This window comes from Allosphingosinicella indica (assembly GCF_900177405.1).
GTDB classification, from domain to species: domain Bacteria; phylum Pseudomonadota; class Alphaproteobacteria; order Sphingomonadales; family Sphingomonadaceae; genus Allosphingosinicella; species Allosphingosinicella indica.
Map to the genome: position 1 here is coordinate 2,623,594 of NZ_LT840185.1, position 26,585 is coordinate 2,650,178.

General features: G+C 66.8%; 25 protein-coding genes. 8 read left to right on the forward strand and 17 right to left on the reverse strand.

Annotation, left to right across the window (positions count from 1 at the left end):
• Positions 1 to 41: 41 nt before the first annotated feature.
• Positions 42 to 512: an Lrp/AsnC family transcriptional regulator gene (locus tag B9N75_RS12990; RefSeq protein WP_085219177.1), complete on the forward strand. Its 471-nt coding sequence runs from the start codon at positions 42 to 44 to the stop codon at positions 510 to 512.
• 386 nt (positions 513 to 898) lie between these two features.
• Here the strand turns inward: B9N75_RS12990 and B9N75_RS14140 are convergent, their stop codons facing one another.
• Positions 899 to 1,315 (reverse strand): hypothetical protein, encoded by a 417-nt coding sequence (locus B9N75_RS14140; RefSeq protein WP_157123851.1) that lies wholly within the window; start codon positions 1,313 to 1,315, stop codon positions 899 to 901.
• 134 nt (positions 1,316 to 1,449) lie between these two features.
• On the opposite strand from B9N75_RS14140, the gene ku reads away from it, so the two are divergent.
• Both ku and ligD read left to right on the forward strand, forming a co-directional pair.
• Entirely contained in the window at positions 1,450 to 2,319 is an 870-nt protein-coding gene (ku, locus tag B9N75_RS13000) for a non-homologous end joining protein Ku (protein WP_085219689.1), read from the forward strand.
• A gap of 93 nt (positions 2,320 to 2,412) precedes the next feature.
• Positions 2,413 to 4,929, forward strand: coding sequence for a DNA ligase D (gene ligD / locus B9N75_RS13005; protein WP_085219178.1), 2,517 nt, complete (start codon positions 2,413 to 2,415; stop codon positions 4,927 to 4,929).
• Here the strand turns inward: ligD and B9N75_RS13010 are convergent.
• The gene (locus B9N75_RS13010) at positions 4,926 to 5,792 is read right to left on the reverse strand and encodes a LysR family transcriptional regulator (RefSeq protein WP_085219179.1); all 867 of its coding nucleotides are present in this window, start codon (positions 5,790 to 5,792) and stop codon (positions 4,926 to 4,928) included. The two genes, ligD and B9N75_RS13010, sit on opposite strands and share 4 nt — an antisense overlap.
• A gap of 111 nt (positions 5,793 to 5,903) precedes the next feature.
• On the opposite strand from B9N75_RS13010, the gene B9N75_RS13015 reads away from it, so the two are divergent.
• The gene (locus B9N75_RS13015; RefSeq protein WP_172840887.1) at positions 5,904 to 6,776 is read left to right on the forward strand and encodes a subclass B3 metallo-beta-lactamase SIQ-1; all 873 of its coding nucleotides are present in this window, start codon (positions 5,904 to 5,906) and stop codon (positions 6,774 to 6,776) included.
• Here B9N75_RS13015 and B9N75_RS13020 read toward each other — a convergent pair.
• Both B9N75_RS13020 and B9N75_RS13025 read right to left on the reverse strand, forming a co-directional pair.
• Entirely contained in the window at positions 6,746 to 7,306 is a 561-nt protein-coding gene (locus B9N75_RS13020) for an SAM-dependent methyltransferase (protein WP_085219181.1), read from the reverse strand. The genes B9N75_RS13015 and B9N75_RS13020 overlap by 31 nt on opposite strands.
• Complete coding sequence (locus B9N75_RS13025) at positions 7,303 to 8,643, reverse strand: APC family permease (protein WP_085219182.1); 1,341 nt, start codon at positions 8,641 to 8,643, stop codon at positions 7,303 to 7,305. Before B9N75_RS13025 ends, B9N75_RS13020 begins: the two co-directional genes overlap by 4 nt.
• Positions 8,644 to 8,840: 197 nt before the next feature.
• Here B9N75_RS13025 and B9N75_RS13030 point away from each other — a divergent pair, with 197 nt between their 5' ends.
• From B9N75_RS13030 to B9N75_RS13040, 3 genes are all read left to right on the forward strand, one after another.
• On the forward strand, positions 8,841 to 10,025 hold the full coding sequence (locus B9N75_RS13030) for a toxic anion resistance protein (protein WP_425292398.1): 1,185 nt from the start codon (positions 8,841 to 8,843) through the stop codon (positions 10,023 to 10,025).
• 1 nt (position 10,026) lies between these two features.
• Positions 10,027 to 10,758 (forward strand): hypothetical protein, encoded by a 732-nt coding sequence (locus tag B9N75_RS13035; RefSeq protein WP_085219184.1) that lies wholly within the window; start codon positions 10,027 to 10,029, stop codon positions 10,756 to 10,758.
• Positions 10,759 to 10,909: 151 nt separating this feature from the next.
• Positions 10,910 to 11,893 (forward strand): bile acid:sodium symporter family protein, encoded by a 984-nt coding sequence (locus B9N75_RS13040; protein WP_085219185.1) that lies wholly within the window; start codon positions 10,910 to 10,912, stop codon positions 11,891 to 11,893.
• Here the strand turns inward: B9N75_RS13040 and gspN are convergent.
• The 12 genes from gspN to B9N75_RS13100 all read right to left on the reverse strand — a co-directional run bounded on the left by gspN (position 11,863) and on the right by B9N75_RS13100 (position 22,810).
• Entirely contained in the window at positions 11,863 to 12,579 is a 717-nt protein-coding gene (gspN, locus tag B9N75_RS13045) for a type II secretion system protein N (RefSeq protein ID WP_085219186.1), read from the reverse strand. The two genes, B9N75_RS13040 and gspN, sit on opposite strands and share 31 nt — an antisense overlap.
• Entirely contained in the window at positions 12,579 to 13,058 is a 480-nt protein-coding gene (gene gspM, locus B9N75_RS13050; protein ID WP_085219187.1) for a type II secretion system protein GspM, read from the reverse strand. The genes gspN and gspM overlap by 1 nt, the downstream gene beginning before the upstream one ends.
• Positions 13,055 to 14,173, reverse strand: coding sequence for a type II secretion system protein GspL (gene gspL, locus B9N75_RS13055; protein WP_085219188.1), 1,119 nt, complete (start codon positions 14,171 to 14,173; stop codon positions 13,055 to 13,057). Before gspL ends, gspM begins: the two co-directional genes overlap by 4 nt.
• The gene (gspK, locus tag B9N75_RS13060) at positions 14,170 to 15,159 is read right to left on the reverse strand and encodes a type II secretion system minor pseudopilin GspK (RefSeq protein ID WP_172840762.1); all 990 of its coding nucleotides are present in this window, start codon (positions 15,157 to 15,159) and stop codon (positions 14,170 to 14,172) included. The genes gspL and gspK overlap by 4 nt, the downstream gene beginning before the upstream one ends.
• Positions 15,156 to 15,758 (reverse strand): type II secretion system minor pseudopilin GspJ, encoded by a 603-nt coding sequence (gene gspJ / locus B9N75_RS13065; protein ID WP_085219190.1) that lies wholly within the window; start codon positions 15,756 to 15,758, stop codon positions 15,156 to 15,158. The genes gspK and gspJ overlap by 4 nt, the downstream gene beginning before the upstream one ends.
• Entirely contained in the window at positions 15,755 to 16,207 is a 453-nt protein-coding gene (gene gspI, locus B9N75_RS13070) for a type II secretion system minor pseudopilin GspI (protein WP_342039332.1), read from the reverse strand. The genes gspJ and gspI overlap by 4 nt, the downstream gene beginning before the upstream one ends.
• The gene (locus B9N75_RS13075) at positions 16,170 to 16,649 is read right to left on the reverse strand and encodes a GspH/FimT family pseudopilin (protein WP_172840907.1); all 480 of its coding nucleotides are present in this window, start codon (positions 16,647 to 16,649) and stop codon (positions 16,170 to 16,172) included. The genes gspI and B9N75_RS13075 overlap by 38 nt, the downstream gene beginning before the upstream one ends.
• The gene (gspG, locus tag B9N75_RS13080) at positions 16,621 to 17,043 is read right to left on the reverse strand and encodes a type II secretion system major pseudopilin GspG (RefSeq protein WP_085219193.1); all 423 of its coding nucleotides are present in this window, start codon (positions 17,041 to 17,043) and stop codon (positions 16,621 to 16,623) included. The genes B9N75_RS13075 and gspG overlap by 29 nt, the downstream gene beginning before the upstream one ends.
• Before the next feature lie 2 nt (positions 17,044 to 17,045).
• Positions 17,046 to 18,275: a type II secretion system inner membrane protein GspF gene (gene gspF / locus B9N75_RS13085; RefSeq protein WP_085219194.1), complete on the reverse strand. Its 1,230-nt coding sequence runs from the start codon at positions 18,273 to 18,275 to the stop codon at positions 17,046 to 17,048.
• Positions 18,268 to 19,767 (reverse strand): type II secretion system ATPase GspE, encoded by a 1,500-nt coding sequence (gene gspE / locus B9N75_RS13090; protein ID WP_085219692.1) that lies wholly within the window; start codon positions 19,765 to 19,767, stop codon positions 18,268 to 18,270. The genes gspF and gspE overlap by 8 nt, the downstream gene beginning before the upstream one ends.
• A 74-nt stretch (positions 19,768 to 19,841) precedes the next feature.
• Positions 19,842 to 22,034 carry a type II secretion system secretin GspD gene (gene gspD / locus B9N75_RS13095; protein WP_085219195.1) on the reverse strand — a complete coding sequence of 731 codons (2,193 nt, stop codon included), beginning with the start codon at positions 22,032 to 22,034 and terminating at the stop codon, positions 19,842 to 19,844.
• Positions 22,031 to 22,810, reverse strand: coding sequence for a type II secretion system protein N (locus tag B9N75_RS13100; protein ID WP_342039333.1), 780 nt, complete (start codon positions 22,808 to 22,810; stop codon positions 22,031 to 22,033). The genes gspD and B9N75_RS13100 overlap by 4 nt, the downstream gene beginning before the upstream one ends.
• A gap of 212 nt (positions 22,811 to 23,022) precedes the next feature.
• On the opposite strand from B9N75_RS13100, the gene B9N75_RS13105 reads away from it, so the two are divergent.
• Complete coding sequence (locus B9N75_RS13105; protein ID WP_157123853.1) at positions 23,023 to 23,643, forward strand: prolyl hydroxylase family protein; 621 nt, start codon at positions 23,023 to 23,025, stop codon at positions 23,641 to 23,643.
• 133 nt (positions 23,644 to 23,776) lie between these two features.
• Here B9N75_RS13105 and B9N75_RS13110 read toward each other — a convergent pair whose 3' ends face one another.
• Positions 23,777 to 26,509: a TonB-dependent receptor domain-containing protein gene (locus tag B9N75_RS13110; protein ID WP_085219197.1), complete on the reverse strand. Its 2,733-nt coding sequence runs from the start codon at positions 26,507 to 26,509 to the stop codon at positions 23,777 to 23,779.
• Positions 26,510 to 26,585 lie beyond the last annotated feature (76 nt).

Here is a 26,585-nt window from a genome sequence, read left to right on the forward strand (position 1 = left end):
CGGTATAGAATTGCAAACTTTGTTTCGCTAAACCGTCCAACATGAAGGAAGACGGTCAACTCGACGCGATCGACAAACGGCTGCTACGCGAACTGCAGCGCGATGCGGGCCTCAGCCATGCCGCGCTGGCGGAAAAGGTCGGCGCCTCCTCCGCATCGGTGTGGCGCCGCATAAGGGCTTTGGAGCAAGCCGGGGTGATCGGCAAGACCGTCCGCCTCGCCGACCCCGAGGCGCTCGGCCGCTCGGTCAACGTGCTCTGCCAGGTGCGCATGAACCGCCAGACCACCGCCAGCCGCGCCGAATTCGAGCAGTTCATCCAGTCGCGCGCCGAAATCGTCGAATGCTATGCAATGTCGGGCGAGTGGGATTATCTGCTACGGATCGCAGTGAAGGACGTCGCCGACTACGACCGCTTCATCATGCGCGGCGTGCTGGCGCACCCGAGCGTTGCCAACGCCGCCAGCAATTTCGCGCTCCGTCAGGTGAAATATACGACGGAGATACCGGTTTAGCGCAGCTTGCCGAATCGGGTATATGACGTCGACGGAGAGCTAGTGATGCCAGTCAGACGAACGCGCATAATGTACATTGAAGATAAGTCGACCTGAACGGACCGGCACGGATCGGTCGCGTCACGTTCTCCAAATCCGGGCGATCAATTCACTACGACGGTCGCACGTTTCAGAATTTGGCCGGGAATGGGTTCAAGGCGAACTATTTCGACGTCGATACGGGCGACCATTATTGGATTTCAGGTCCGCGCAAAGATGGTTGCGACCGGCTTTACGAGGGCAGCACAATGCCCGTCGAGATCGATCCAGACGTCAAAGAGGAATATTGGCGGGACATTAGAGGTGCCTATCCGCACCAGCTTTCTCCGTAGACCAGCCTCTTCCATTTAAGTTCCGGCATTCTGAACGTATTTACCAGGCCATCGACGAAATGCAAATAGACAGCCGTTGGCTCCATAAATGGCTTTCCACTGCTGGCCTTTTCTGACTTGCAACAACCGTCCTCGACCGTACATCACAGCCACTCTCGCGTCTCCGACGACCCAGGCATCAAGCATTCGCTCAAACTCGTCGGCTATCTTTTCGAACGGAAAGAAATACGACCAGAAATCAGAAATTCCGAAATTGAGTTCGTCACAGTTTTGAAGACCGAGAGTCATGGCCATCGATAGTTTCGGCTGCTCCGGAAACGTCCAGCAGACCTCAATCGGCGCGTCTGTCTCGACGATGTAAATTAAACCATGGCGCTCAGCGAAGCGTTTGAATAAGGCCTGCGCCTCTTCGCTATAATCGCGTCGTCCCATTGCAAACTTCCTACGGCGGGAATGGCAATGTCGGCAAGCGTGTGCCAGGCACCGACTGCCACTTAAGTGACGGTGGAACCCTAGTGCGCTCCAGCAATTGAATCGCCCGCGATACGATTGCGGAGACGATGGCGATGGCGGCACGGCCTTATTGGAAGGGACAGATCCGGCTCGCGCTGGTCTCGATCCCGGTCGAAATCTATTCCGCGACCAAGAGCGGCGCGACGATCGCCTTCAACCAGATCCACGAGCCCACCGGCAAGCGCATCAAATATGAGAAGGTGGTGCCCGGCGTCGGCGCGGTCGATCCCGACGAGATCGTCAAGGGCTTCGCGCTCGCCAAGGGCAAATATGTGCTGCTGGAAGACGAGGAGATCGAAGCGGTCAAGCTGGAGAGCAAGAAGACGCTGGAGCTGACCCAGTTCGTCGATTCCCAGGAGATCGACCCGCTCTATTACGAGCGGCCTTATTATGTCGTCCCCGCCGACGATCTGGCCGAGGAGGCCTTCGTGGTGCTGCGCGAGGCGCTGCGGCATACAAAGAAGGTGGCGCTGGGGCAGCTCGCGATGCGGGGGCGCGAATATATCGTCAGCCTCAAACCCTGCGGCCGCGGCATCTTGCTGGAGACGCTGCGTTATGCCGACGAGGTCAACAAGGCGCAGGGCTATTTCCGCGACATCGGCGACGTGAAGCCCGACGCCGAACTGCTCGAGCTGGCCGAGACGCTGATCGACAAGAAAACCGCGAAGTTCGATCCGTCCAAGTTCCACGACCGCTATGTCGATGCGCTGAAGGATCTGATCGAGCGCAAATCGAAGGGCCGCAAGATCGAGACCGACGACGAGGCGCCGATGCCATCACGCGGATCAAACGTGATCGACCTGATGGCCGCGCTGAAGAAATCGGTCGAGAAGCCGGGCGCGGCGAAGAAAGCCTCTGCGAAGAAGGCCCCGGCGAAGAAGACCGCCAAGGCACCGGCGCGCAAGAAAGCGGCCAATGGCTGACGCTTTCCGCTCGTCCCGAGCGAAGTCGAGGGGCGCCAGCACGGCCGCATCAGATACGCCCCTCGACTACGCTCGGGACTAGCGAGGGATATAATGGCCAAGAAGCCCGACCCGCTCGAAACCTACAATCGCAAGCGTGATTTTGCGAAGACGAAGGAGCCTTCCGGCAAACGCGCTCGCAAGCCCGGTAACAGCTTCATGGTGCAGAAGCATGATGCGACGCGGTTGCATTATGATCTGCGGCTCGAAAAGGACGGCGTGCTCAAGAGCTGGGCGGTGACGCGCGGGCCGAGCCTAGACCCCGCCGACAAAAGGCTCGCGGTCGAGACCGAGGATCATCCGCTGAGCTACGCGACCTTCGAGGGCACGATTCCCAAGGGCGAATATGGCGGCGGCACGGTGATGCTGTGGGATCGCGGCACCTGGGCGCCGATCGCGGGCAAGGGCGCCGACGACCTGGACGAAGGCCATCTCCACTTCACGCTCGACGGCGAGCGGATGAAGGGCGAGTGGCTGCTCGTCCGCATGAAGCGCCGCCCGGGCGAGAAGCGCGACAATTGGTTGCTAAGGAAGGTCGAGGATGAACATGCCGGGGCGCCCGATGGGCTGACGGGGACGTATCTGACCTCCGTATCGACCGGACGGACGATGGACGAGATTGCGAAGGGAAAAGATCCTCCTCGGAACGGGGAGGGGGACCATGCGAAGCATGGTGGAGGGGGGGCTGCGTCTCGCTCCAGCCCCCCTCCACCACGCGCCAAGGGCGCGCGGTCCCCCTCCCCGTCCCGGGGAGGATTTAAGCCCCCCGCCTTTCGAAAACTGCAACTCGCGACCCTCGTCGATGCGGTGCCGGGCGGATCGGCGTGGCTGCACGAGATGAAATATGACGGCTATCGCTGCCTGCTCTCGATCGGCGGCCGGCGGGCGAAGATCTTCACACGCTCCGGGCTCGACTGGACGGACAAGTTCCCCGAGATCGCGGAGGCCGCCGCTGAGCTGGAGGTCGGCTCGGCGTTGCTCGACGGCGAGATCGTCAGCCTCGACGATCGCGGCGTCACCAGTTTCTCTGCACTCCAGCAGGCGATAAGCGAGGGCGGGCGCGGCCTCACCCTCTTCCTGTTCGACGCACTGGCAATCGACGGCAAAGACCTCACCAAGCTCCCCAATATCGAGCGCAAGGCGCGGCTCGCGTCGCTGATCGGCGAGGGCAAGCCACCCGCGATCCTCTATGCCGAGCATGTCGTAGGCGCGGGCGAGAAGCTGTTCGACGCGATGTGCGAAGCCGGCGGCGAAGGCATCGTCTCCAAGAAGGCCGACGCGCCCTATCGCGGCGCGCGCACGAAGAGCTGGCTCAAGGTCAAATGCACGCGGCGGCAGGAGTTCGTCGTTATGGGCTGGACGCCGAGCGACAAAGCGGGGCGCGCGCTGCGCAACCTGCTGCTCGGCGTGCGCGAGGGCAAGACGCTGCGCTATGCGGGCAAGGTCGGCACCGGCTTCTCTCAGGCAGTGATGACCGAGCTGATGGCGAAGTTCGACAAGCTCGGCCGTAAGACCGCGCCGGCGGAGGTTCCCCGCGCCGAGGCTCGCGGCGCACGCTGGGTGACGCCGAGCCTGGTCGCTGAAATCGCCTTCGCCGAGTTCACCGCGGAAAATGTCGTGCGCCACGCGAGCTTCCTGGGGCTCAGAAGCGACAAGAAGGCGGATGCGGTAACGGTCGAGAAGCCCGCCGCTCTCCCCGCGGCGGACAAGGACGACGTGCGCATCAGCAACCCCGATCGCGTCATATTCCCCGATGCGAAGATCACCAAGGGCGCCCTCGCCGATTATTATCGTGCGGTCGGGACGCTGATGCTCCCCACGCTCTCGCACCGGCCGGTGAGCCTGGTCCGCTGTCCGCAGGGTCGCGCGAAACATTGCTTCTTCCAGAAGCACGACGCGGGAAGCTTCGGCCCGCACGTCCATGCCGTGCCGATCCGCGAGAAGGACGGCGGCAAGGAGGATTATCTCTATGTCGAGGACGTGCCCGGCATTCTCGCCTGCGTGCAGATGGGGTCGATCGAGTTTCATGGCTGGGGATCGCGCGTCGAAGCAGTCGAGATGCCCGACCGGCTGGTGTTCGATCTCGATCCCGACGAGGGGCTTGGCTTCGATGCGGTGAAGAAGGCGGCGACGGACCTTCGCCGGTACCTCGACGACATCGGCCTCCAGACCTTCGCGATGCTGACCGGCGGCAAGGGCCTCCACGTGATCGCGCCGCTGACGCCGGAGGCGAAGTGGCCGGCGGTCAAGGACTTCGCCCAGCGCTTCGCGCTCGCGCTTGCCGAGGCGGAGCCGGATCGCTTCACCGCGACCATGTCCAAGGCCAAGCGCAAAGGGCGCATCTTCCTCGACTGGCTGCGCAACCAGCGCGGATCGACCGCGATCCTCCCCTACTCCGCCCGCGCCCGCGAAGGCGCGCCGATCGCCGCGCCGATCGCCTGGGACGAGCTTGCCGATTTCGAGGGCGGCAACGCGTTTTCGGTGAAGGATGCGGAGACATTGCTCGAACGTGCGTCGAGCCGGACGCTGCAAGGCTGGGGTGTCGCCGACCAGGTTTTGCCCGACGTCTAGGCAGCCTCGGCCGCCATCCAATCCGAGAATGATTTCATCGCCGCGCTCGGCTCGCGCGACTTGAGGCGCGTCAGCCAATAGGCGCCGGTCGCGACCGCCGCCGCGAATGGCTGGACGATCCGGCCGTCGGCCAGCTCGCGCTCGAACAGCCGCGGCGGCGCGAGCGCGACCCCTGCCCCCTGCATCGCCGCTTCGACCATCAGCCGCGAGGAATCGAACACCGGGCCGGTCAGCGGCGGCGGCTGGAGCCCGGCGACGCGGAACCAGTCCGGCCAGTCGTCGGCGCGGTAGGAGCGCAGCAATATTTCGCGCGCCAGGTCCTGCGGCTGTCGCAGGCGCTGGGCGGTCGCCGGGCTGCATAGTGGGGTGAAGGAGGGCTCGAACAGCCGCACCGCGTCCGTGCCGTGCCAGGCGCCGTCGCCGAAGCGGATGGCGTAATCGAGGCCCTCGGCGGCGATATCGACGCGGTTGTTGTTGGTGAGCAGCCGGAGGTCGATGAACGGATGCGCCTCCTGGAAGCGCGCGATCCGCGGCATCAGCCAGCCGACCGCGAAAGTGCCGACCACGCCGACGCTTAGCACTTCGCGCACCGCACCGCCGCGAAACCGGCCGAGCATGTCGGCGATGCGATCGAAGCTTTCGGTGAGCGCGGGCATCAGCGCCCTCCCCTCGTCGGTAAGCGCCAGCCCACGCGGCAGGCGGCGGAACAGGAGCGCGCCAAGCCGCTCCTCCAGCGCCTTCACCTGGTGGCTGAGCGCGGCGGGCGTCACGCACAGCTCGATCGCCGCATTGGTGAAACTCAGATGCCGCCCCGCCGCCTCGAAAGCACGCAGGGCGTTGAGCGGAAGATTGGGGCGGATCATGCACACCCGTTAGTTTTTCTAAACACAGCGCCGAGCTATCATCGTTTGCCCCGCGGCGCCACCAAAGGCAGTTTTCGGCAGAAATCAGACCCTGTCTTCGGGAGAACTGTCATGCGCCGACTGAGCATTCTCGTATCGCTTCTACTTGCCACGGCCGCGCCCGCCGCGGCGAACGATCCCAAATGGAGCGAGCCGATCGCGCCGTTCAAGATCGCCGACGGGCTCTATCATGTCGGTTCGCGCGACATTGCGGCCTTTCTGATCGACGGCGGCAAGGACGGGCTGGTCCTGCTGGACGCGGGTGTGCCGGATTTCGCGCCGCGCGTGATCGAGAATATCCGCACGCTGGGCTTCGATCCCAAGCGCGTGCGCATCCTGCTCAACAGCCAGGCGCATTTCGACCATGCCGGTGGCCTTGCCGCGATCCAGAAGGCGACCGGCGCCAAGCTGCTACTGAGCGCGCCCGATGCGGCGTTGATGAAGCGCGGCGGCAAGCGCGACTTCGCTTTCGGCGACGCCGTCCCCTACCCTGTCGCGCGTGTCGACGGGATCGTGAAGGACGCCCACCGCGTGACGATCGGCACCGCGACGCTGACCGCCCACATCACTCCGGGTCATACCAAGGGCTGCACGACGTGGACGATGCCGCTGAAGGTAGACGGCGCGACGAAGACCGCGCTCTTCATCTGCGGCACCTCCGCGCCGGGCTACCGTTTGATCGGCAACCCCGCCTATCCCAACATCGTGGCCGATTTCCGCGCCAGCTTCGCGAAGCTGAAGGCACTGCCCTGCGACATCTTTCTCGGTTCGCACGGCTCCTATTTCAACATGGACGAAAAACGGGGCCGGGCCGGCGCGACGCCGAACCCGTTTCTCGATCCGGAAGGCTGCAGCGCCTTCCTCGATGCTTCCAGCCGCCGCTTCGAAACAGAGCTAGCCAAGCAGCAGGCGGATCATTTGCGCGCGGGGACCGTCCAGAAATAGATTCGCGACCCGTCGATCTCCTGCTCTGCTTCCGGCTCCCAGTCGCCCATGCGGAAGGCGTGGCTGACGATGCGCGTACCGGGCTTCAATTCGGCGAGCAACTTGGGCCGCAGCTTCTCGTTGAGGCTGTCGAGCAGATAGAGCGTCACCACGGTCGCTTCGCTGAAGTCGGATTTGAAGAGGTCCGCCTGCCTGAAGGTGACCAGATTGGTGACGCCCGCCGCTTTGGCATTGGCATTGGCTTCCTTGATCCGCTCGGGATCGATGTCGATGCCGGTGCCACGCACGCCGAACTGTTTGGCGGCGGTGATCGGGATGCGGCCGTCGCCCGAGCCAAGATCGTAGAGCACGTCGCCCTTCTTGACCTTCGCCATCTTGAGCATCGCATCGACGACCGGCTGCGGCGTCGGCACGTAGATAACGTCGGGCCGCGCGGCTTCGAGCTGCGGCTCCGCGGTGTTCTGCGAATGGATCGCCGCCGCGGACGCGAGCGCGGCGGCACCTGCCACCGCCAGGACCATGAACTTCATGCCGTCACCTCCTCTTCGTTCGGAACTTCGAGAAACAGAAGCAGCAGCGCACCGACACCGAGCACGGCGACGCCGAACAGCGCGCTCGCGCCGGTGTAGGCGAGGCTGGAATAGAGGAGATAGGCGCTGGTGAGGCAGAAGAGCGCGGGCAACATCGGGTAGAGCGGCACGCGGAACGGCCGCTCGGCGCCCGGATCGCGCGCGCGGAGCACGAACAGCGAAACACCGACGAGAAGCAGGAACAGCCAGAACACCGGCGCGGTATATTCGACCGCATGCTGGAAACCGTCGCGGGTGAAGGCACCGGCGATGACAAGTGCCAGCGCGATCACCGCCTGCGCCACCAGCGCGTTGCGCGGCGTGCCATGCGCCTCGTCCCATTTGCCGAGCCAGGCGAGCTGCGGGAAATTGCGTCCCATCGCGTAGCTGGTGCGCGCGCCGGTGATTGCGCTGGCGTTGAGCGAGGTGAGCGCGGCGATCGCGACCATCAGGCTGATGACCACCGCGCCCGTGGGCCCCAGCGTCGCATTCATCATGTCTGACGCCACGGCTTCCGATCCAGCGATGCCGTCGAGGCCGAGCACGCGGAGATAGGCATAATTGACCAGCAGATAGAGCACCGTCACCAGCGTCAGCCCGCCGACCAGCGCCCAGGCGATCCGTCGCTTTGGACCGCGCAGCTCCGCCGACACATAGGCCGCTTCGCTCCAGCCGCCGAAGGTGAGCAGCACGAAAACGAGGACCAGCCCGACCTGCGCCTCGCCCGACGGCGGCGGCAGCCTGGTGCCCTCCGGCGCGAACAGCAGGCCGGCGCCGATGATGAGCAGCAGCCCGCCGACCTCCATCGCGGTCAGCCACATCTGGCTGCCCATCCCGCGATGGACGTGGAGCCAGTTGATGAGGGTGAAGGCGATGACGGCGCCGGCGGCATAGAACGCCGGCCCCATCGGCCCGATCGGCAGCACCGCCGCGATATAATCGCCGAAAACGAAGGCGAGCAAAGCGATCGAGCCGGTCTGGATCACCGACAGCCGCGCCCAGGCGTAGAGGAAGCTTAGCCGCCGCCCGAAGGCGCGGGTGAGGAAATGATAGTCACCGCCGGCGCTGGGATAGGTCGAGGCCAGCTCGGCATAGACGAGCGCGCCGACGATAGAGAGCAATCCCCCGACGAACCAGGTGAGGAGGAAAACCGTCTCGCTCCCGGCATTGGCGGCGACGAGCGACGGGGTGCGGAAGATGCCGGCGCCGATGACTATGCCGACGGTGAGCACGATCACGTGGCGAAGGCCGAGCGTCTGACCGGGACCGGACGCCCTCGCTTCCGCCTCTGCCGTCATCGTCGGCCAATCCTCGCGACTGTCATTCTGCTGCTTCTCCCGCGCCCGACTTGCATTGAACGACCTTTCGGCACGGAAAGTTGCGCCGCGAACCGATTTGCGCCTTCTGTATTGCCCTGATAATACACATTGGCTCTTGCGCAGATGCGGCCCTCTCCCCCATCTTGCCGGGACCGACGTTCGACATGGGAAGCGACATGGCCACCGAAACCAAGCTGAAGCTCGATCCGCCCGAGGTGCTGACGCCGGTCGCGCCGCAGGATGCCGCGGGGCTGGTGCCGCTGAAGGACAGCGAGCGATCGGCGCTGCAAGTGAAGGTGGACACCTTCGTCGACGAGCTGGTGACGATCGACGCCAATTCGCCCGAGTTCGGCAAGAAGGTCGATCAGCTCACCGCGATGGGCCGCAAGGAAATCGCCGAGGCCGCGGGCGCCTCCAACCGCTTTCTCGACCGACCGGTAAAGGCGATCGACAGCGACACCGGCATCGGCAGCGACCTCACCCAGCTCCGCAAGACGGTCGAGGATCTCGATCCCAGCCGCCAGGGCAAACTGACCGGGCGCAAGAAGTTTCTCGGCATCATCCCCTTCGGCGGCAAGTTGCAGGGCTATTTCCGCCAGTATCAGTCGGCCCAGACGCACATCTCGGCGATCCTGGCGCGGCTCGCGTCGGGCAAGGACGAGCTGCTGATGGACAATGCCGCCATCGACACGGAGCGCGCGGGCCTCTGGAAGACGATGGGCAAGCTCGAGCAGATGATCCACATCTCGAAAACGATGGACGCGAAGCTCGAGGAGAAGGCGAACGAGCTCGACGCGACCGACCCCGCCAAGGCCAAGGCGATCCGCGAGACGGCGCTGTTCTATACCCGTCAGCGCACCACCGATCTGCTCACCCAGATGGCGGTGACGGTGCAGGGCTATCTCGCGCTCGATCTCGTCAAGAAGAACAATGTCGAGCTGGTGAAGGGCGTCGACCGCGCATCGACCACCACGGTCTCGGCGCTGCGCACCGCGGTGACGGTGGCGCAGGCGCTGACCAACCAGAAGCTGGTGCTCGATCAGATCACGGCGCTCAACACCACCACGGCCAATGTCATCGACGGCACGGGCACGATGCTGAAGAACCAGACCGGCGAGATCCACAAGCAGGCGGCTTCGGCGACCATCCCGCTGGAGACGCTACAGCGCGCCTTCCAGAACATCTACGACACGATGGACCAGATCGACCAGTTCAAGCTGCAGGCGCTTGGCAACATGAAGCAGACCGTCGACACGCTCTCCAACGAGGTCGAGAAATCGCGCGGCTACATCGCCCGCGCCGAGGGTGTGTCGCAGAACCGGCTCGAAGCGGCGACGCCGCTGACCGCGATCGAGGGCTGAGATGGCGCGGCCGCCCGCCAGCGTCGACGAAGCGATCGCGCGGTTCGACGATCTCATCGCGCGCTACGATCACGGCACGCCAGCGGCCGGCGCCGCACGGCGCCGCGACATCGGCCGCAGCGCGCGATCGATGGGCCGCCGGATCGCCAATATCGGTATGGCGGTGGGTGCCCTGCTGGTCGCGACGATCGGCTTCGGGCTGATCGTCGGGCCGATCGGGATCAGCGGGCTGTTCCTGATCGCGGTGGCGATCGTGGCGATCCTTCTGTTCTTCTCCTTCTGGCCGGGCGAGCGGCCGATCGCCGCAGCGCCGTTCACGTCCGAAATGTCTAACCGCGACGTGGTGAGCCGGCTCGATTCGCTGCTCAGCCGCCGCCGCACCGCGCTGCCGGTCACGGCCGGGCGCAAGATCGACGCGATCTCGGCGCAGCTCCCGCTGCTCGAATCGCGGCTCGGCGGCATGGAGACGCTCGATCCGCTGGCGCAGGACGCGCGGCGGCTGATGGGCCAGCACATCCCCGAGCTGCTCGATCGCTACGAGAAGGTGCCCGCCGCCTACCGCCACGAGCGCGACGGCGGCGGCCTGACGGTCGACGAACGGCTGGTCGCCGGGCTAGACGCGGCCAAGGACGCCCTCGACGATCTCGGCCGCAAGATGGCCCGCGACGATCTGAGTGCCTTCGAAGCCAAGGGCCGTTTCCTAGAAAGCCGCTACAAGGACCCAGACACTTAAACTCCCCTCCCTCAAAGGGAAGGGCCGGGGGGGGGTCGCGGCTGAGCCGGCTCGATGCCGGCGAAGACGCTTCAAGCCCCGAAAGGCTCGCTTCGCTCGCACCCACCCCAAACCCCTCCCTGAAATCAGGGAGGGGCGTTAAGGGTGCCGTATGCCGCGCCTGATCGACCGCATCCTACCGGACCGCTTCATCCTCTGGCTGCTCGCGACGGTCGGCGTCGCGACCTTGCTGCCGGTGCGCGGGATCGCCGCCGATGTCGCAGAATGGGCGACGCTGGCGGCAATCTTCCTGCTGTTCTTTCTCCACGGCGCGCGGCTGCCGCGCGAGGCGCTGGTCAAAGGCTTCACCGACTGGCGACTGCACCTCGCGATCTTCGCGGCGACCTTCATCCTCTTCCCGATCGCCGGCCTTGCGCTGTCGCGGCTGCTGCCGGGATTGTTCTCGCCCGAGATCTGGACGGGCATCCTTTTTCTCTGCGCCCTGCCCTCCACAGTGCAGTCGTCGATCGCCTATACGTCGATGGCGGGTGGCAATGTCGCGGGGGCAGTGGCGGCGGCGGCGGGTTCGCAACTTCTGGGCGTATTCCTGACGCCGCTGCTACTCGGTGCGCTGCTCGCGGCGCAGGGCAGCGGGATCGCGCTTGGCGGTATCTGGAAGATCGTCCTCACGCTCTTCGTGCCGTTCGTGTTTGGCCATCTGCTGCGGCCGACGATGCTCGGGGTGATCGAGCGCCACCCGAATCTCGTCTTTGCGGTCGACAAGGGGACGATCCTGCTCGCCGTCTATGCAGCCTTTTCCGCGGCGATGCTTGACGGACTTTGGCAGCGCGTGCCGCCTGCCGAAATCGGTGTCGTCGCGGGCTTCGTGACCGTGTTGCTCGTCGCCGCGCTCGGCGCGACCGCGGCGATCGGGCGGCTGGGCGGGTTCGCCCGCGAAGATCGGGTCGCGATCCTCTTCTGCGGCACCTTCAAGTCGGTGGTGAGCGGCGTGCCGATGGCGCATATCCTCTTCCCGGGCGCCGCGGCCGGGTTCGTCATCCTGCCGATCATGCTCTACCACGCCGCCCAGCTCGTGGCCTGCGCCTGGGTCGCGGCGTGGATGGGTCAGAGGGTTCCATCCGCGGAGAGAACATAGCCGGCCGAGCCGAGCTGGAAGCCCGCGGCGGTCAGCCGGTCGCGCGCCGCATCGTCCTGCGGCCGCACGGCGAGCTGGATCGCGTAGCTGCCATCGGCGCGGAGGCGGAAATTGAGCGATTCCATCCCCGATGCGCTGGCGAGCGGCAGCAGCAACGCGCCCTGATCGCAGCGCGCATTGCCGGTGAGCGAGGGCGGCAGGGTCAGCCCGCCGACATCGCCCGCAATGCTCGCGGTCACCGCCCCTTCGGCACTAGCACAGAGACCGTCCGCGAACCGCACGCTCAGCCCTTGTGCATCGAGCGCAGCGACCGGCAGCGGCCCGAACGCCGAGCCGATGTCGAGCTTGCCGGTGAGATCGTCGACGCCAAAGGCATGGCGCGACACGGTGATCGCGCCGGTGAACGGATTGGCTTCGTCGCGCCGCTCCAGATCGACGCGCGCGCGGCCGAGGAACAGCGGCAGCGCGTTGAGCCGCGCATCGAGATCGCCGAGCGCGACCGGACCAAGCTGCGCTTCGCTGAGCGCGCCATACCAGATGCTGCCGCGCGCCTCGCGTGCCGCAAAACCGCGCACATCGAGATCGAGCCAGCCGAGCACCAGCCGGAGCGGCAACAGCGCGATCAGCGCGAACAGCAAGGCGCAGAGGAAGAACAGACTGCGGCCGAGCGGCAGGCGGATACGCATCAGCCGCCCCTCCGCCGGAAGGTCGCCTGCGCCGAGACGGTAGGATCGGCATTGGCGGTGACGGTGAGCCGCGCGACGACGAGGCCGCGCGCTTCCATCTGGCGTATCCAGCCGAACAGCGCCTGCGGCCGTGCGCTGTCGATGGTGATGCTCGCCTCGCTCTCGCTCACCCGCTCGACCCGCGCCACCGGGAAGCCCGCCTCGGTAGCGGACTGGTTGAGCATCGTGTCGATCGGCCCGCCGAGATTGGCCGGCGCCTCGTTCTGAAGGCCCTGGATCGCGGCGGCGTTGGCGCGCGCCTCCGCCAGCGCGATTGCGGCGGCGCCATGCCGCTCCCGCGCGGCGGACAGCGCGTCGTCGAGCGGGCGGATGACGAGCAGCCAGGCGAGCACCAGCGCGGCGAGCCCGCCCATCGCCAGCAGCAGGCGCTGCTCGCGCAAGGTTCGGCCCTGCCACCAGCGCTTGAAGCTATCGATCATGATCCGCGCACCGTAAGATCGACGATCTGCCGGCCGCCGCCGCTGCGCGGCGCACCGGCTTCGACGGTCAATCCGCCGGCGCGGATGCCATCCTGCACCGCGGCAAGCGTCGCATCGCCATCCCCCTGCACCGCGGCGCGCAGGCTGCCGTCGCGATCGAACACCAAGGATTGCAGCTCGGCATTGGGCGTCGCGCGGATCGCGTCGAACAGGATGCCGGAGAGCGCACCATAGCCGAGCCCCGCGCCGCGCAGATCGGCAAGGCGGCGGGTGATCGCGATGCCGGGATCGGAGGCGGTGCCGGCACCCGGCGCGGCTTGCTCGGCGACCATCGCGAGCTCTGCCTCCAGCCCGTCGGCGGCGCTGGAATAGCGCAGGATCGCGGCGATCTGGATCGCCAGCGTCAAGACGAGAATGCCGAGCGCGAGCGCGGCGAGGCGGCGCACGACCGGCCATTCGATCTTCCAGCGCTTGCGCTTCGCGAACGGCCCTTGGCGGAGATTGATCGCGGGTTCGGTAATAGCGGCGTCCAGCCCGTCCTCGAAGCCCGCCCGGTCGAGGGCCGTGACGGGCGCGTCGCCAAGCACCAGCGCGGCGAGCTCCGGCTCGATGGCGAAGGCGTCGGATCGGCCGCGCCACAGCGGCACCGCGCCGCGATCGAACCGCGCATAGCCTTCATCGGGTGCGGCGATCAGTAGCGGCTCGGGCAGGATGAGGTCGGGATCGAACCCGTCGGCCTGGAGGCGCCCGATCCAGCCCGCCATCGGGAGTGCCGGGACGATGCCCACCGCGCGCACCGGCTCGTCGGGCAATTCCGGACCGACCGAGACATGCATGTCGGCGAGTGGCTGGGCGGAGACGTCGGCGGCGGCGATCCGCGCGGCGGCCACCGCCTGCAACGGCGCGAGGCCCGCAGGTACTTCCAGCCAGTGCATCGCGACGCTGTCGCCCGGGACGATCGCGGCGATCAGCGGCGCGCGCGCGTCCTCGGTCACCAAAGGGATCACATCCTCGGCGGCGCCGCGCGCGACCACCTGCCCATCGGACAGGCGCAGCCAGCCTTCTCGATCGCCCGCGGCGTCGAGGAAGATCAGCAGGGCGTCGATGGCGCTCAATCCTCACTCCCCCAACGTCGCGCAATCACCCGCGCCGGCCGTATCCGGGCGTCGATCAGCGCCGATTCCCTCAATTCCGCCCCCTGCAGCGCGATGCGGATATCGACCGAGAACCAGCGCGTCCTTAGCTGAGGTTGCAGTTGAACGTCGAGGGGAAGCAGCACGCTCTGCATCGGCCCGAGCCGATAGAAATCGTAGAGATTGTCCCATCCCGCCACCGGCCGCGCCGCGATTGCCGCGCGCGCCGTTTCCAGCGGGATCTGGTCGGGCGCGAGCATCGCGAGGAGCGGCGCCTGTTCGACGCTCAAGGTGTTGATGTTGATCGGGGAGAGATCAGCGCTGGGCAGCGCGCAGATCCACGGGCGGACCTGCGCGTAGATTTCCGGCGTCATGCCCTGCACCGCGCGCAGCTCGGTGACGTCGGCGAACAAAGTGTTGCCGGCGCGATAGGGCTGCGCGGCTCCGGCGTAGACCGCATCCTCGCCGCCGCCGACGCTGGGGATATCGTCGCCGTCGACCCAGTCGCCCGCCGACGCCGCGATCCGGTCCGCCGGGCCCTGCGGCACGCCGAGCAGCCGCATCAGCGCCGAGAATTGCGCGACGCCGGTCGCGCGCGGCACCAGAGGATTGGGCGGAACACCTTCCGCCACGCTGTTGATGTTGAAACAATTTCCCCCGTCGCGCACCGTCGCTTCGGCGAGGCCGAGATCGTCGGGCAGCGGGATGCGGCGGACGCCGCCGTTCCATCCCCCCGCGTTGGTGGTACGCTGCGCGTCGAGCGCAAGCAGATCGTCGGCGGTCAGCGCCATCAGCGATTCGATGCCGACCGCGAAGGCGCGCGCCTGATCGAGCGCAGCAGTGTTGATCGCGAGCGCGGTCGAGAGGCGCAGCTTCTCCAATGCCGCGGCGGTCAGCGCGCCCATCACCGCGACGAGTAGCAGCACCGCGAGCAGCGCCGCGCCGCGCTCGGACGGGCGAACCCTCACAGCGTCACCCCGACGAGGAAGAGCTGGCGGATGTTGCCGTAGCGTTCGGTGTCGATCGTGAGTTCGACCGCGCGGGGCAGATCGACCGGGCGGTTGGGATCCCAGCGATCGCGCCATTCGCCGCGCTGGTCGCGATAGCGGAGACGGACCGCGCGCACGCCTTCGATCAGTACCGTGGGAGGCATCGCCGCCGCACCGTCGACGAAGCGCCAGGCCCGCCGCTCCAGCCGCCCCTCTCCCAGCAGATACTCGACTTTCTGGATCGAAGGGCGATCGGCATTGTCGAGATTTTCCCAGCCGCGGCGGGTGAAGCCCATCAGCACCGTCTGGCCGCCGTCATTGCCTTCGAACGCCGGCCGCGGCGCCCCGGCCTCGTCGCGGGTGAGGCGTTCGGTCGCCTGCGCGAGATCGGCGGTCAGGATCGCGCCAGTGCGCCGCACCTCCGACAGTTCGCCGAGCCGGGCGTTGGCGGCGTCCTGCGCGCGCACGCTGAACGAGAGCAAGGCGACGCCCGCTGCCGACAGCATCCCGAAGATGAGCAAGGCCACGAGCAGCTCGACGATCGTGAAGCCGCCCTCCCCCGATGACGCGCGGATCATTGCGCTGCGCGCCGGAAGATGACCAGCCGCGCCGCTTCCGGGCCGAGCTGGCCTTGCACGCTGATATTGATCTGCTGGATGCGCGGCTCGGGCGAGAGGCCGGTGACACGCGTCCACGTCCAGCTCCGCCCGGCATTCTCGACCTGCCCAGTCTCGGTGCCGAGCGCGGGCGGGACAGGATCGGTCATTGCCTCGATCGCGACGTTGCGCGCGACGATCTGCGCGAAGGCCTGTTCCTGGAGGCGCGCGGTGTTCGAGACCGTCGCGCCCTCGAGCCGCAGCAAGGCAAGCGCGGCGAGGCTGAAGATAGCGAGTGCGACAAGCATCTCGATGAGAGTGAAGCCGCCTTCGCACGCGTCCTCCGCGCGCGAAGGCGCCCTAGCGAAAGCGGGAGCCCAGTCTTCCGATCGTTCAGCGGACGACATGGATCTTCCCGTCATAGGCGACATCGATCGCCGCCTCGCTGTCGCCGCGCCGGAGGAGCACGCGCGCCGGCTCGACGATGCCGGTTGCGTCGAAGACGATCCGCGCCTCCTGCCCCGGCGCAACTGCGGCGAGGGTGCCGCCGTCCCACGGCACTTCGGTGACCGGCACGCCGCCCAGTGGCTGCCAGCCGCCCGGGCCGCGCTGATCGAAGCCGTAACCGGATGCGGTGACGCGGATCGAGGTGGCGCGGGCATCGATCACCGCGCGGTCCTGCACCGCCTTGGCACGCGCGGCGAAACGCTCGGCCTCGCCGATCAGATGGCTGCGGTCGCCAGGAATCGCGAGCACCACCGCAGTCGAGACGATCGCGATGATGGTCAGCACGATCAGCAGCTCGACGAGGGTGAAGCCGTCGCTATGCGAGCAGAATGCGCGGTCAGCCGCTCCAGTTGCTGATGTCGGCATTCTCATTCTCGCCGCCCGCGCGGCCATCGGCGCCGTACGATATGATGTCGAACGCCTGCCCGTTCGCCCCCGGCACCGCGTAGCGATAGGGGTTGCCCCAGGGATCGTCGGGAAGTCGCTTGACGAACCCGCCCGCGACCAGCGCTTGCAGCCCCTCCTGCCCGTTGGGATACCGCAGGTTGTTGAGCCGGTACATTTCCAGCCCCTGCTCCAGCGTCGCGATGTCCGCCTTCGCCTTGGTGACCGCGCTCTTGTCGAGCGCCGGCGTCACGTTGATGACGACCACCGTCGCGAGCAGTCCGAGAATGACGATCACCACCATCAGCTCGACGAGGGTGAAACCTTCCTCGTCGTCCTGACGGCGAAGGCGGCCGAGTGTCGAAAGAAGGCGCATGTCTATCCTATTCCGCCCGCAAGCGTGTCGAGTTGGAGGATGGGGAGCAGGATCGATAGCACGATCAGCGCCACGATCATGCCCATCACGATGATGATCGCGGGTTCGAGCAGCGACAGCGCGGTGGCGGTGAAGCCGTCGAACTCGCGCTCCAGATAGTCGGCGGCGCGCTCCAGCATGATGTCGAGCTTGCCCGACGCCTCGCCCGATGCGGCAAGATAGACGAGCAGCGGCGGGAAGATGCCGGCGCGGCGCAGCGCGACCGACAGGCTGCCGCCGGTGCGGATCGCCTCGGTGATGTCCGCCGAAGCCGCGCGCAGCGCGCGATTGTGCACCGTCTGGGTGGTGAGCTTCAGGCCTTCGAGCAGCGGCAGGCGGCTCGCCACCATCGTCGAAAGCGTCCGCGCCATGCGTGCGGCGTGAAGATCGCGCATTAGCCGGCCGAGCAGCGGGATCTTGAGCAGGCGGCGATCCACGCTCATCCGAAACCGCTCGTCGCGCATCGCCCGCGCGAAAAGGAGGATCAGGCCCACGATCGCGGCAAGCAGCAGCCACCACCAGTTGCCGAGGAAATTCGAAAGGCCGATGACGATGCGGGTGAGCAACGGCAGCGCCTGCCCGACATCCTCGAACTGCTCGACAACCTTGGGCACGACGAACACCATCAGCGCAAAGACCACGAAGGTCGCGACGATCGAGAGGATCACCGGATAGGCGAGCGCGCTCATCACCTTGCCGCGGACCTCGGCCTGGCGCTCCTGGAGGTCGGCAAGGCGGGCGAGGATCTGCGGCAACGTCCCCGATCCTTCGCCCGCGGAGACCATCGCGCGGTAGAGCGGTGGGAAGCTCGACGGCTCGCGCCCCATCGCTTCGGACAGGCGGCGGCCCTCGACCACTGCCGTGTGCACGGCGTCCAGCACGCGGCGGACGTGCTCCTGCTCGGACTGGCGCGCGATCGTGCGGAGCGATTCCTCGAGCGGACTGACCGTGACCAATGTCGCGAGCTGGCGGGTGAAGAGCGTAAGCTGCTTCGAGCTCAGTCGGCGGCGGAAGCGGAAGCTGCCGCGCGACAGCAACGGCGATGCCGATGCGCCGGTCGATGGCTCCATGCGCACCACATAGAGTCGGCGGTTACCGAGCAGCGCGCGGGCGGCGTCGGCATTGTCGGCGCGCACCGATCCGCGCTTCTCGCGGCCGGCGGTGTCGAGCGCCAGATAGTCGAAATCAGACATGTTCCGGCTCGGCCTCCCGGCGCGAGATGCGGACGGCTTCCTCGGGCGTCGTCACCCCTTCGCGCACCAGCGCCCGCGCCGCCGCGCCGAGATTGGGGGCGCCGCGGAAGGCGTGGCTGGCGATCACCGCCTCGTCGCCGCCGGAATTGATCAGCCGCCGGATCGTTTCATCGATGCGCACCGCCTCGAACACGCCGATCCGGCCCTTGTAGCCGCTCTGCCCGCATTCGGAGCAGCCGCGCGCCTCGTATATCGTCGTGCCGGGATCGAAGCCGAGCAAGGCACTGACCGAGCCCGACGCCTGCACCGGCACCCGGCAATGCGGGCAGAGCCGTCGCACCAGCCGCTGCGCGATGACGGCGCGGAGCGTGGAGGCGAGCAGGAACGGCTCGATCTTCATGTCGCGCAGCCGCGTGATCGCGCCGACCGCGTCGTTGGTATGCACCGTCGAAAGCACAAGGTGACCGGTGAGCGACGCCTGGACGGCGATGTCCGCCGTCTCGCGATCACGGATTTCGCCGACCATAACGACGTCGGGATCCTGGCGGAGGATGGCACGAAGCCCGGTCGCGAACGTTAGGCCGACCTTGTCGTTGACCTGCGTCTGGCCGACGCCCTCCACCGCATATTCGACCGGATCCTCGACCGTGAGGATGTTGCGGCTGCCGTCGTTGAGGAGGCGCAGCCCCGCGTAGAGCGAAGTCGTCTTGCCCGATCCTGTCGGGCCAGTGACGAGCACGATGCCGTTGGGTTCGGCGAGCGCGTCGCGGAAGACCGCCTCGATCGCGGGCGGCATGCCCAGCTCCTCCAGCCCGATTCCGGCATTCTCCTTGTCGAGGATGCGCAGCACCACACGCTCGCCGGCGCGGCTGGGCAGCGTCGAGACGCGGACGTCGAGCAGCTTGCCGCCGAGCGTGAGGCCGATGCGGCCGTCCTGCGGGATGCGCCGTTCGGCGATGTCGAGACGCGCCATCACCTTGATGCGGCTGACCACCACCGGCGCGACGTGCGGCGGCATCCGCAGCGTCTCGCGCAGCACGCCGTCCACGCGCATCCGCACGACGAGGCCGGTCTCGTAAGGCTCGATGTGGATGTCGGACACGCCCTGCCGCGCGGCATCGGCAATGATGCCGTTGATGAGGCGGATCGCGGGCGCATCGTCGGCGGAGTCGAGCAGATCATCCGCGGTCGGAAGATCGGTGGCGAGATGCGCGAGATCGTCCCCCAGGCCGAGCGATCCCGCCGCGTCGGCGGCGAACTGACCGTCCATCGCATAGCGATCCGAGAGGATGCGATCGAAGGCGTCGGGCGCGGCGAACTGCACGTCGAACGGCCGCGCGAGATAGCGCCGAACCTCGATCAGCGCCTTGGGATCGGCGCCCTCCTTGAGCGCGACCTGGAGATGGCCGTCCTCCTCCCCCAACAGCGCGACACCGAAGCGCTTGGCGAAGGGATAGGGAATGTTGACGGGAAGCGCGCGCTCGGCGGTCAGCTCGATCGCATCGCCAGCCTGCTCGGCCGCGGTCGCGGGGGCGTCGCCGCCCTCCCTACTGCCGCGGCCGATCTTCACGGCTGGGGATCGCCGACTTGCGGCATTACCGGTGTCACCACCTGATCGCCCGCCTGCGGCGCGACCGGCGCGATCGCCGGCTGCAAAGTGCCCGCCGGATCATAAGAGCTGCTACCCGGCGGCACCGCGCCCATATAGTCGCGCACCAGCTCGTCGATGCTCGGCTCCTGGTTCGGATCCTGCAGGAACTGCATGCCGCGGATATAGCCGTAACGCCGGTCGGTCATCCGCCGCGCATCCTCCGCCGAGCGCAGGATGGTCGGGCGGATGAAGACCATGAGGTTGGTCTTTGCGCGCGCGCGGCCCTTCGACTGGAATAGCGCGCCGAGCAGCGGGATGTCGCCCAGCAGGGGGATCTTCTCGATCGTGCGCCGCTCATTGTCGTCGAGGAGGCCGCCAATGCCGACGATGTCGCCGTCGTCGACGGTGATCGTCGTCTCGATCTCGCGCTTGTTGAGGATGAGATCGGAGAAATCGGACGAGACCGGCCCGGCGATCGAGCTGACTTCCTGCCGAAGATCGAGCTTGATCGTGCCGCCGGCGTTGATCTGCGGCTTCACTTCGAGGCTGATACCGACGTTCTGCCGCTGGACGGTGCGGAAGGCGTTGTCGAAATTGTCGCTCAGCGCCTCGCCGGTGGTGATCGGGATTTCCTGGCCGACGAGGATGCGCGCCTCACGATTGTCGAGCGTCATGATCGACGGCGTCGACAGGATGTTCGACTTGTTGTCGGACTTCACCGCGTTGACGATCGCGCCGAAGATCGCGTTACCGCTACGGAAGCCGATCCCCGCGAGCCCTGCATTGGCGCCGAGCAATTGCTGCGCCGCCGCCTGCTGGAGCGTGTCGGCGAGCGACGAATTCTGCGTCGTCGTCACCACCTGGCCGTTGACCGTGGTCGTGGTCGTCCGCAGCCGCTCCGCCGCGATCGCACCGGCGATGGTCGCGATGTTCGGGCTGGCGTTGGAATAATTGGTCACCGCGAACGGGATGTTGCTGCCCTTGAGCCCGGCGAGCAGGAGCTGAACGCCAAGCTGCTTGGCCGCATTGTCGGCGATCTCGACGATGATCGCCTCGACCAGCACCTGCTCGCGCCTTGTGTCGAGCTGGCGGATCACCTCGCCCAATTGGCGCTGCACGTCGATCGGCGCCGCGATGACGATGGCGTTGGCGCCTTCGAACCGGGTGACGATCGCGCTCTTGTTGCCGAACGCGCCGACGCCGTTTCCGCCCGTGGTTGCACCTGTCGCAGCAGGCGCGGCGGCGGGCGTGGCCGAGATGGCGGTGGGCTCGGCGACGGTGCGGTTGCCGGTCTGCGTGCGGATCGTCCGCTGCTGCGGCGCCGCCTGCTGCGCCGGCTGGCCGAGCAGGGTTTGGAGCACCGGAAGGAGCTGCGCGGCATCGGCATGTTCTAGGAAGACGACGCGGATTTCGGTGCCGCTCGCGGCACGCCGGTCGAGATCGCGGGCGACTTCGGCGAGCCGCGCGACGGCGGCGGGATCGCCGCGAAGCGCGATCGAGTTGGAGCTGTCCACGGGCACCACGGATACCGCGGCGGCACGCCCCTCCCCGCCCCCGCCGACCAGCGCGGTTAACGCCTCGGCGATCTCGCGGGCGCCGGCATTTTCGAGCGCGACGAGCTGCGTCGAAGAGGAATCGCGGTCGATGCTCGACAGGATCTGGCGGATACGGCCGATATTGTCGGCGAAATCGGCGACGATCAGCGAGTTGCGGTTGGCGGTGACCGATCCCTCGCGGCTGACCAGCGGGCGGACGCTGTCCACCGCCGAGGCGGCGTCGATGTTGCGCAGCCGGAAAATCTCGGTGACGAAGCTGTTGGGGCTCGGCGCGCGGCCGACGCGACTGGCGGTCGTGGCGGCGCTGGCGACCGGCTGGACGCGCAGCGCGCCGCCCTGCGCCGGCACCGCGACGAGGCCGTTGGCGCGCAGCGTCGAGAGGAACAGCTCGAAATATTCGGAGCGTGACAAAGGCCGCTGGGTGACGACCGATACCTTACCCTGCACGCCCTGATCGACTATGATCGTCCGCCCGGTGACGCGCGCGGCATCCTCGATAAAGGCGCGGATGTCGGCTTCGCGGAGGTTGACGACATATTGCGCCATCGCCGGCGCCGCCGACACCGAAGCGAGCGCCATCGCGATGGCGATGCGGAGACCGCGGCGGCTCATTGCGGCGCCCTCACGGTGAGCGGCACGTTCTGCCCGCCGCGCTCGACCTCGACCGAGACCTGACTGTCGCGCACCTGATTGGCGAGCGCGCGGGCCTGCTCGGCGCCGGTGACGCGCTGGCCGTTGACCGAGACAATGACGTCGCCCGGCTGGAGGCCCGCGGCGCGGAACGCCTCGCCATTGCCCTGCGGATTGACGGTGACGCCGGTCACCTTCCCGCCTTCGAGCCGCGGCTGATACTGGATCTGGTTCGCGGCGGGCGATGGCGGCGGCGGCGCAGGTTCGGGCGTCGCGAAGATCTGGGTGGTGCTGGCCGCGGTCGGCGCGGGCGCGGGCGGAGTCGCGTCGGTGGCGGGCGTCGATTGGTCGAGGAAGAGCTGCTCAGGCGTGCCGGCGCGGTCGATGGTGATGCTGTCGAAGCCGACGGCGCTGAGCTTCACCCCCGGCATGATCTCCTCGCCCACGGCGAAGCTGCGTTGGGTGCCGTCGGGCAGTGCGACGATCGCCGAGCCGCGACCCGAGGCGCGATCCTCGCGGACGCCGAAGAGCTTGAGGTTGAGCGCGGTGACGACCGCGGTGCCGCCGCCGACTAGGCGGAAGAAGGGATCGAAGCCGACCGGCGCGGCGGGCGCAACGCGGCGGAGCGAATCCGCCGTCCGCCAGTCACCCACAGGATCGACCGGCGCAAAGATCGTCCACGCCAGCCGCGCGCCCTGGATCGCGAGCAGCGAGAGGAGAGCGAGTTCCAGCGCCGTATAGACGGTCGTTCTCGGCACCCGCCGCAACAGACGGCGAGCCCGCGGATCCAGAGCTATACGCATCGATCGTTACCCACCCCTTCGGCCCTAAAGCGCATACATGACACATCGGTTCTGGAATTATGACAGGAAATTGAAGCGCTCCCGCCGCCCCGGACGATGCCGAACTGCCCTTCGCCTTCTGGCCGAATCGGGCTGATTTCCAATCGTTTTAGGGCTAGTCAGCCGATATGGACACTGCCCAGACACTTGCCGCCCACCAAGGCGTGCAGAAGGTCCCGAGCCCCAAGCTCGACCTCTTCATCAAACGCGGCTTCCTCGATGCCGAGGAATGCGCCGCGATCGTCGCGCTGATCGACGTCAACCGCCGCCCCTCGACCATCTCCGACGACATGGGCGACAAATATTTCCGGACGAGCGAGACCTGCGATCTCGAAGGCGCCGGCCCGGCGATCGCCGCGCTGGAGGCGAAGATCGCGGCGTTCACCGGTCTCGACCTCGCGCTCGGCGAGCCGATCCAGGGCCAGCGTTACGCGGTCGGCCAGGAGTTCAAGGCGCATACCGATTATTTCGAGCCGAGCGGCGAAGGCTTTCAGCGCTATTGCCAAGACAGCGGGCAGCGGACCTGGACCGTGATGATCTACCTGAACGAGCCGGACGCGGGCGGTGCGACACGGTTCAAGACGATCGACAAGACGGTGCAGCCCGAAACCGGCAAGCTGCTCGCCTGGAACAATCTAAAGCCCGACGGCCGCCCCAACGTCAACACGCTGCACCACGGCATGAAGGTCCGCGCGGGCACGAAATATGTTATCACCAAGTGGTTTCGGGAACGCCCCTGGCCGCGGTGACGTCTCACACGATCGTCATTGCGAGGAGCGTAGCGACGAAGCAATCCAGCGGCACCACTGGATTGCTTCGCTGCGCTCGCAATGACGCGGTAGGCAGCGGCTGGGCCCCGGCTTTCGCCGGGGAACAGTCCGATCAGAACTTCACCGAGGCTCCCAGCGAGACACTGGTCCCGACCTGATAGCCGTTGTTGATGATGCGGATGTCGTCCTGCTGGAATTCGATGAAGTCCTCGCCGGTGATGTTGCGCACCTCGAACTTCACTTCGACTTCCTTGCCGGCGATCTCCAGACCCTCGCGCGCCACGAAATCGAGCCTGAGGCCGGGCCGCTCGACGATGTCCGCCTGGCGGATGTCGCCGACGAAGGGCCCGCGGTTGGTGATGCGGTTGCTGGCGTAGGTGAGCAGGAAGGTCTGCTGCGACAGCCGGTCGGTGTTCTCCAGACCGAGCTGCAGGTTGACGAGATGCTTCGACTGGCCGGTGAGCCGGTCGCCGTCGCCGAACACTTCGGTCGCGGGGCGCTGGCCGCGGCTGTCGTTGATGATCGTCGTGTCGTCCGGCCCGACCTTCAGCTTGGAGTCGGCGTAGGTGTAGTTGGCGATCAGCACTGCGCGTCGGGGCGTGAAGAAATCGCCGCCCAGCCCGTCGAGCGCGAAATATTTCTGCAGCTCCACCTCGGCGCCGTAGAGATCGGCCTTTGGCGCATTGGCAAAGGTCGTCTGCAGCGTGCCGCCGGTGGCGAAGGTCGCAACCGCCTCGATCGGCCGGTCGATCTTCTTGTAAAAACCGGCAAGGCTGACGCGCTCGTCGCGAGCGAAATACCATTCGTAGCGCGCTTCGGCGTTGGTGAGCTCGCTGTCGACGAGGAACGGATTGCCGATGAACTGGCGATCCGATTCGATGTCGAGATAGAGCTGCGGCGCCAGCTCGCGGAACTGCGGCCGGGCGATCGTCTTGGAGGCGCTGAGCCGGAGCTGCTGATCCTCTGCGAAATTCCACGTCACTGTCGCGGCGGGGAGCCAGTAATCGTTCTTGAGCGCCGGAGTCTGGACCAGTCCGCCCTGATCGAACAGGTCGATCAGCGTCACCGACTGCTTGCCGTCCTCGTAGCGCACGCCCGCCTCGGCGCTCAGCCCCGGCAGGATTTCGCCGGAGAGCTTTGCATAGGCGCCGTGGACGGTGAGATCGGCCTCATAGGCGGCAGCCCCGGCGAGGGCCGAGGTTTCGACCAGCAGGATGTCGTAGGTATAGATGTTATAGTCCGAGACCAGATAGTCCGGGCGGAGCTGCGACACCGCAATGCCGAGCGCATTGGCCGGACGATAGGCGAAGTCGCGGCGGTAGGCGTCGCGCTTGGTGTCGAGATAGGCGTAGCCGGCGGTGAGCGCATAATCGTTCGGGAAGCGGTAGGTGAGGTCCGCGCCGAGGTTATAAACGTCCTCGTTGAGGTTGCTGAAGGACACGGTCGCGGTCTGGCCGGTGGCGGTGAGGTTGTTGACGTAATCGCCGACCGTCGGGCTGTAGAGATAGGAGAAGTTGCGCTCATACGGAGACTCGCGCTGCGAGTTGGCATAGCCCGCGCGCACGTCGAGCGACCACGGGTCGGCGCGGAATTCCCCGACGAGCTGGCTGTTGATGAGCTGCCGCTCGAACCACGCCGTCCCCTGGCGAATGAGCTGCGGCGGCTGCGACGGATCGGGATCGCCGACCGAAAGACTGTAGCCCTCGCCCAGCCGCGCCTGCTTCAGCGTGTCCCGGATGTAGAGGTTGGTCCAGCGGATCTTGTTCTCGCCGAACTCGACACCGAGACCGAGCAGGCCGTTGACGACGATGCGGTTGTCGGTGCGGACCGTGCGGAAATCGCTGGCGATGGTGTTGAGGCCGCCGGTCTGCTGCGTCGCCTCACGCGTTTTCCAGCTATTGCTCCAGCCCGCGCTGGCGATGATGCCGACGCGGGTGCTGCCGATTTCGAACGCCGTGCCGCCGCTGAGGTCGAGGCCGAAATTGGCGGGGATATGGTTGTTGCGCTGGACCAGCGTGGTCGGCGCGTTGACGAGGCTCGCGGCGATGTCCTGGATGTCGCGGCGGCTGAACGTCGCGCCTTCCGCGATCAGCGCGCCGCTGTTGAGCGCATCACGCAGGATGCGCGGCGGGGTGCGCGTGCCGTCGTCGAAGCCGGTGAAATCGCTGTCGCTGCCGTAATAGGTGTAGCCGAGCTGGTTGGTGGTGAAGCTGTCGGCGCCGACGCTGCCGCCGATAGTGAGGAAGCTCTCGTCCGGGATCGCCGCAGTGGTGAGGTTGATGACGCCGCCGCCGAACTCGCCCGGATAATTCACCGAATAGCTTTTCTGGACAAGCGTCGAGGCGAGCACGGCGGTCGGGAAGATGTCGAGCGGGATGGTGCGGCGCAACGGTTCGGGCGACGGCAAGGCCAGGCCGTTGAGCAGGGCCAGCGAGTAGCGATCGCCGAGGCCGCGGACGTAGACGAAGCCGTTGCCGGCGACGCTAAGACCGGTGACGCGCTGCAGCGCGCCCGCGATATCACCCTCGCCGGTGCGGGCGATGTCCGCGGTCGATAGCACCGAGATGACTTGCGGCGTTGCACGCAGCACATTGGGAATGTTGCGGCCGGTAACGACGATCTCCAGGCTGGAATCGAAGCCAGGCGCAGATACGTCCACCCGCGTGTCGTCCGCCGCGTCGGGGCCGGGTTCCTCAGCGGCCGGAGAGGCCCCCGCGTCCGGATTGGCGGTGGCGACCGGGCTCTGGATCGGGGGATGTCCGCCAGTGTCCTGCGCGAACGCAGCCGGCGCATGGAGCGCCGTGGTGAGGAGAAGCATCGCGCCGAGCGTCAGCGGCTTGGACATTGTAAGGTAACCCCCAGGGAATTCGGTTGTGCGGCGGGGCGGCGGCCCGCTGGCCGCCGCCCCTTTCCGGTTCGTT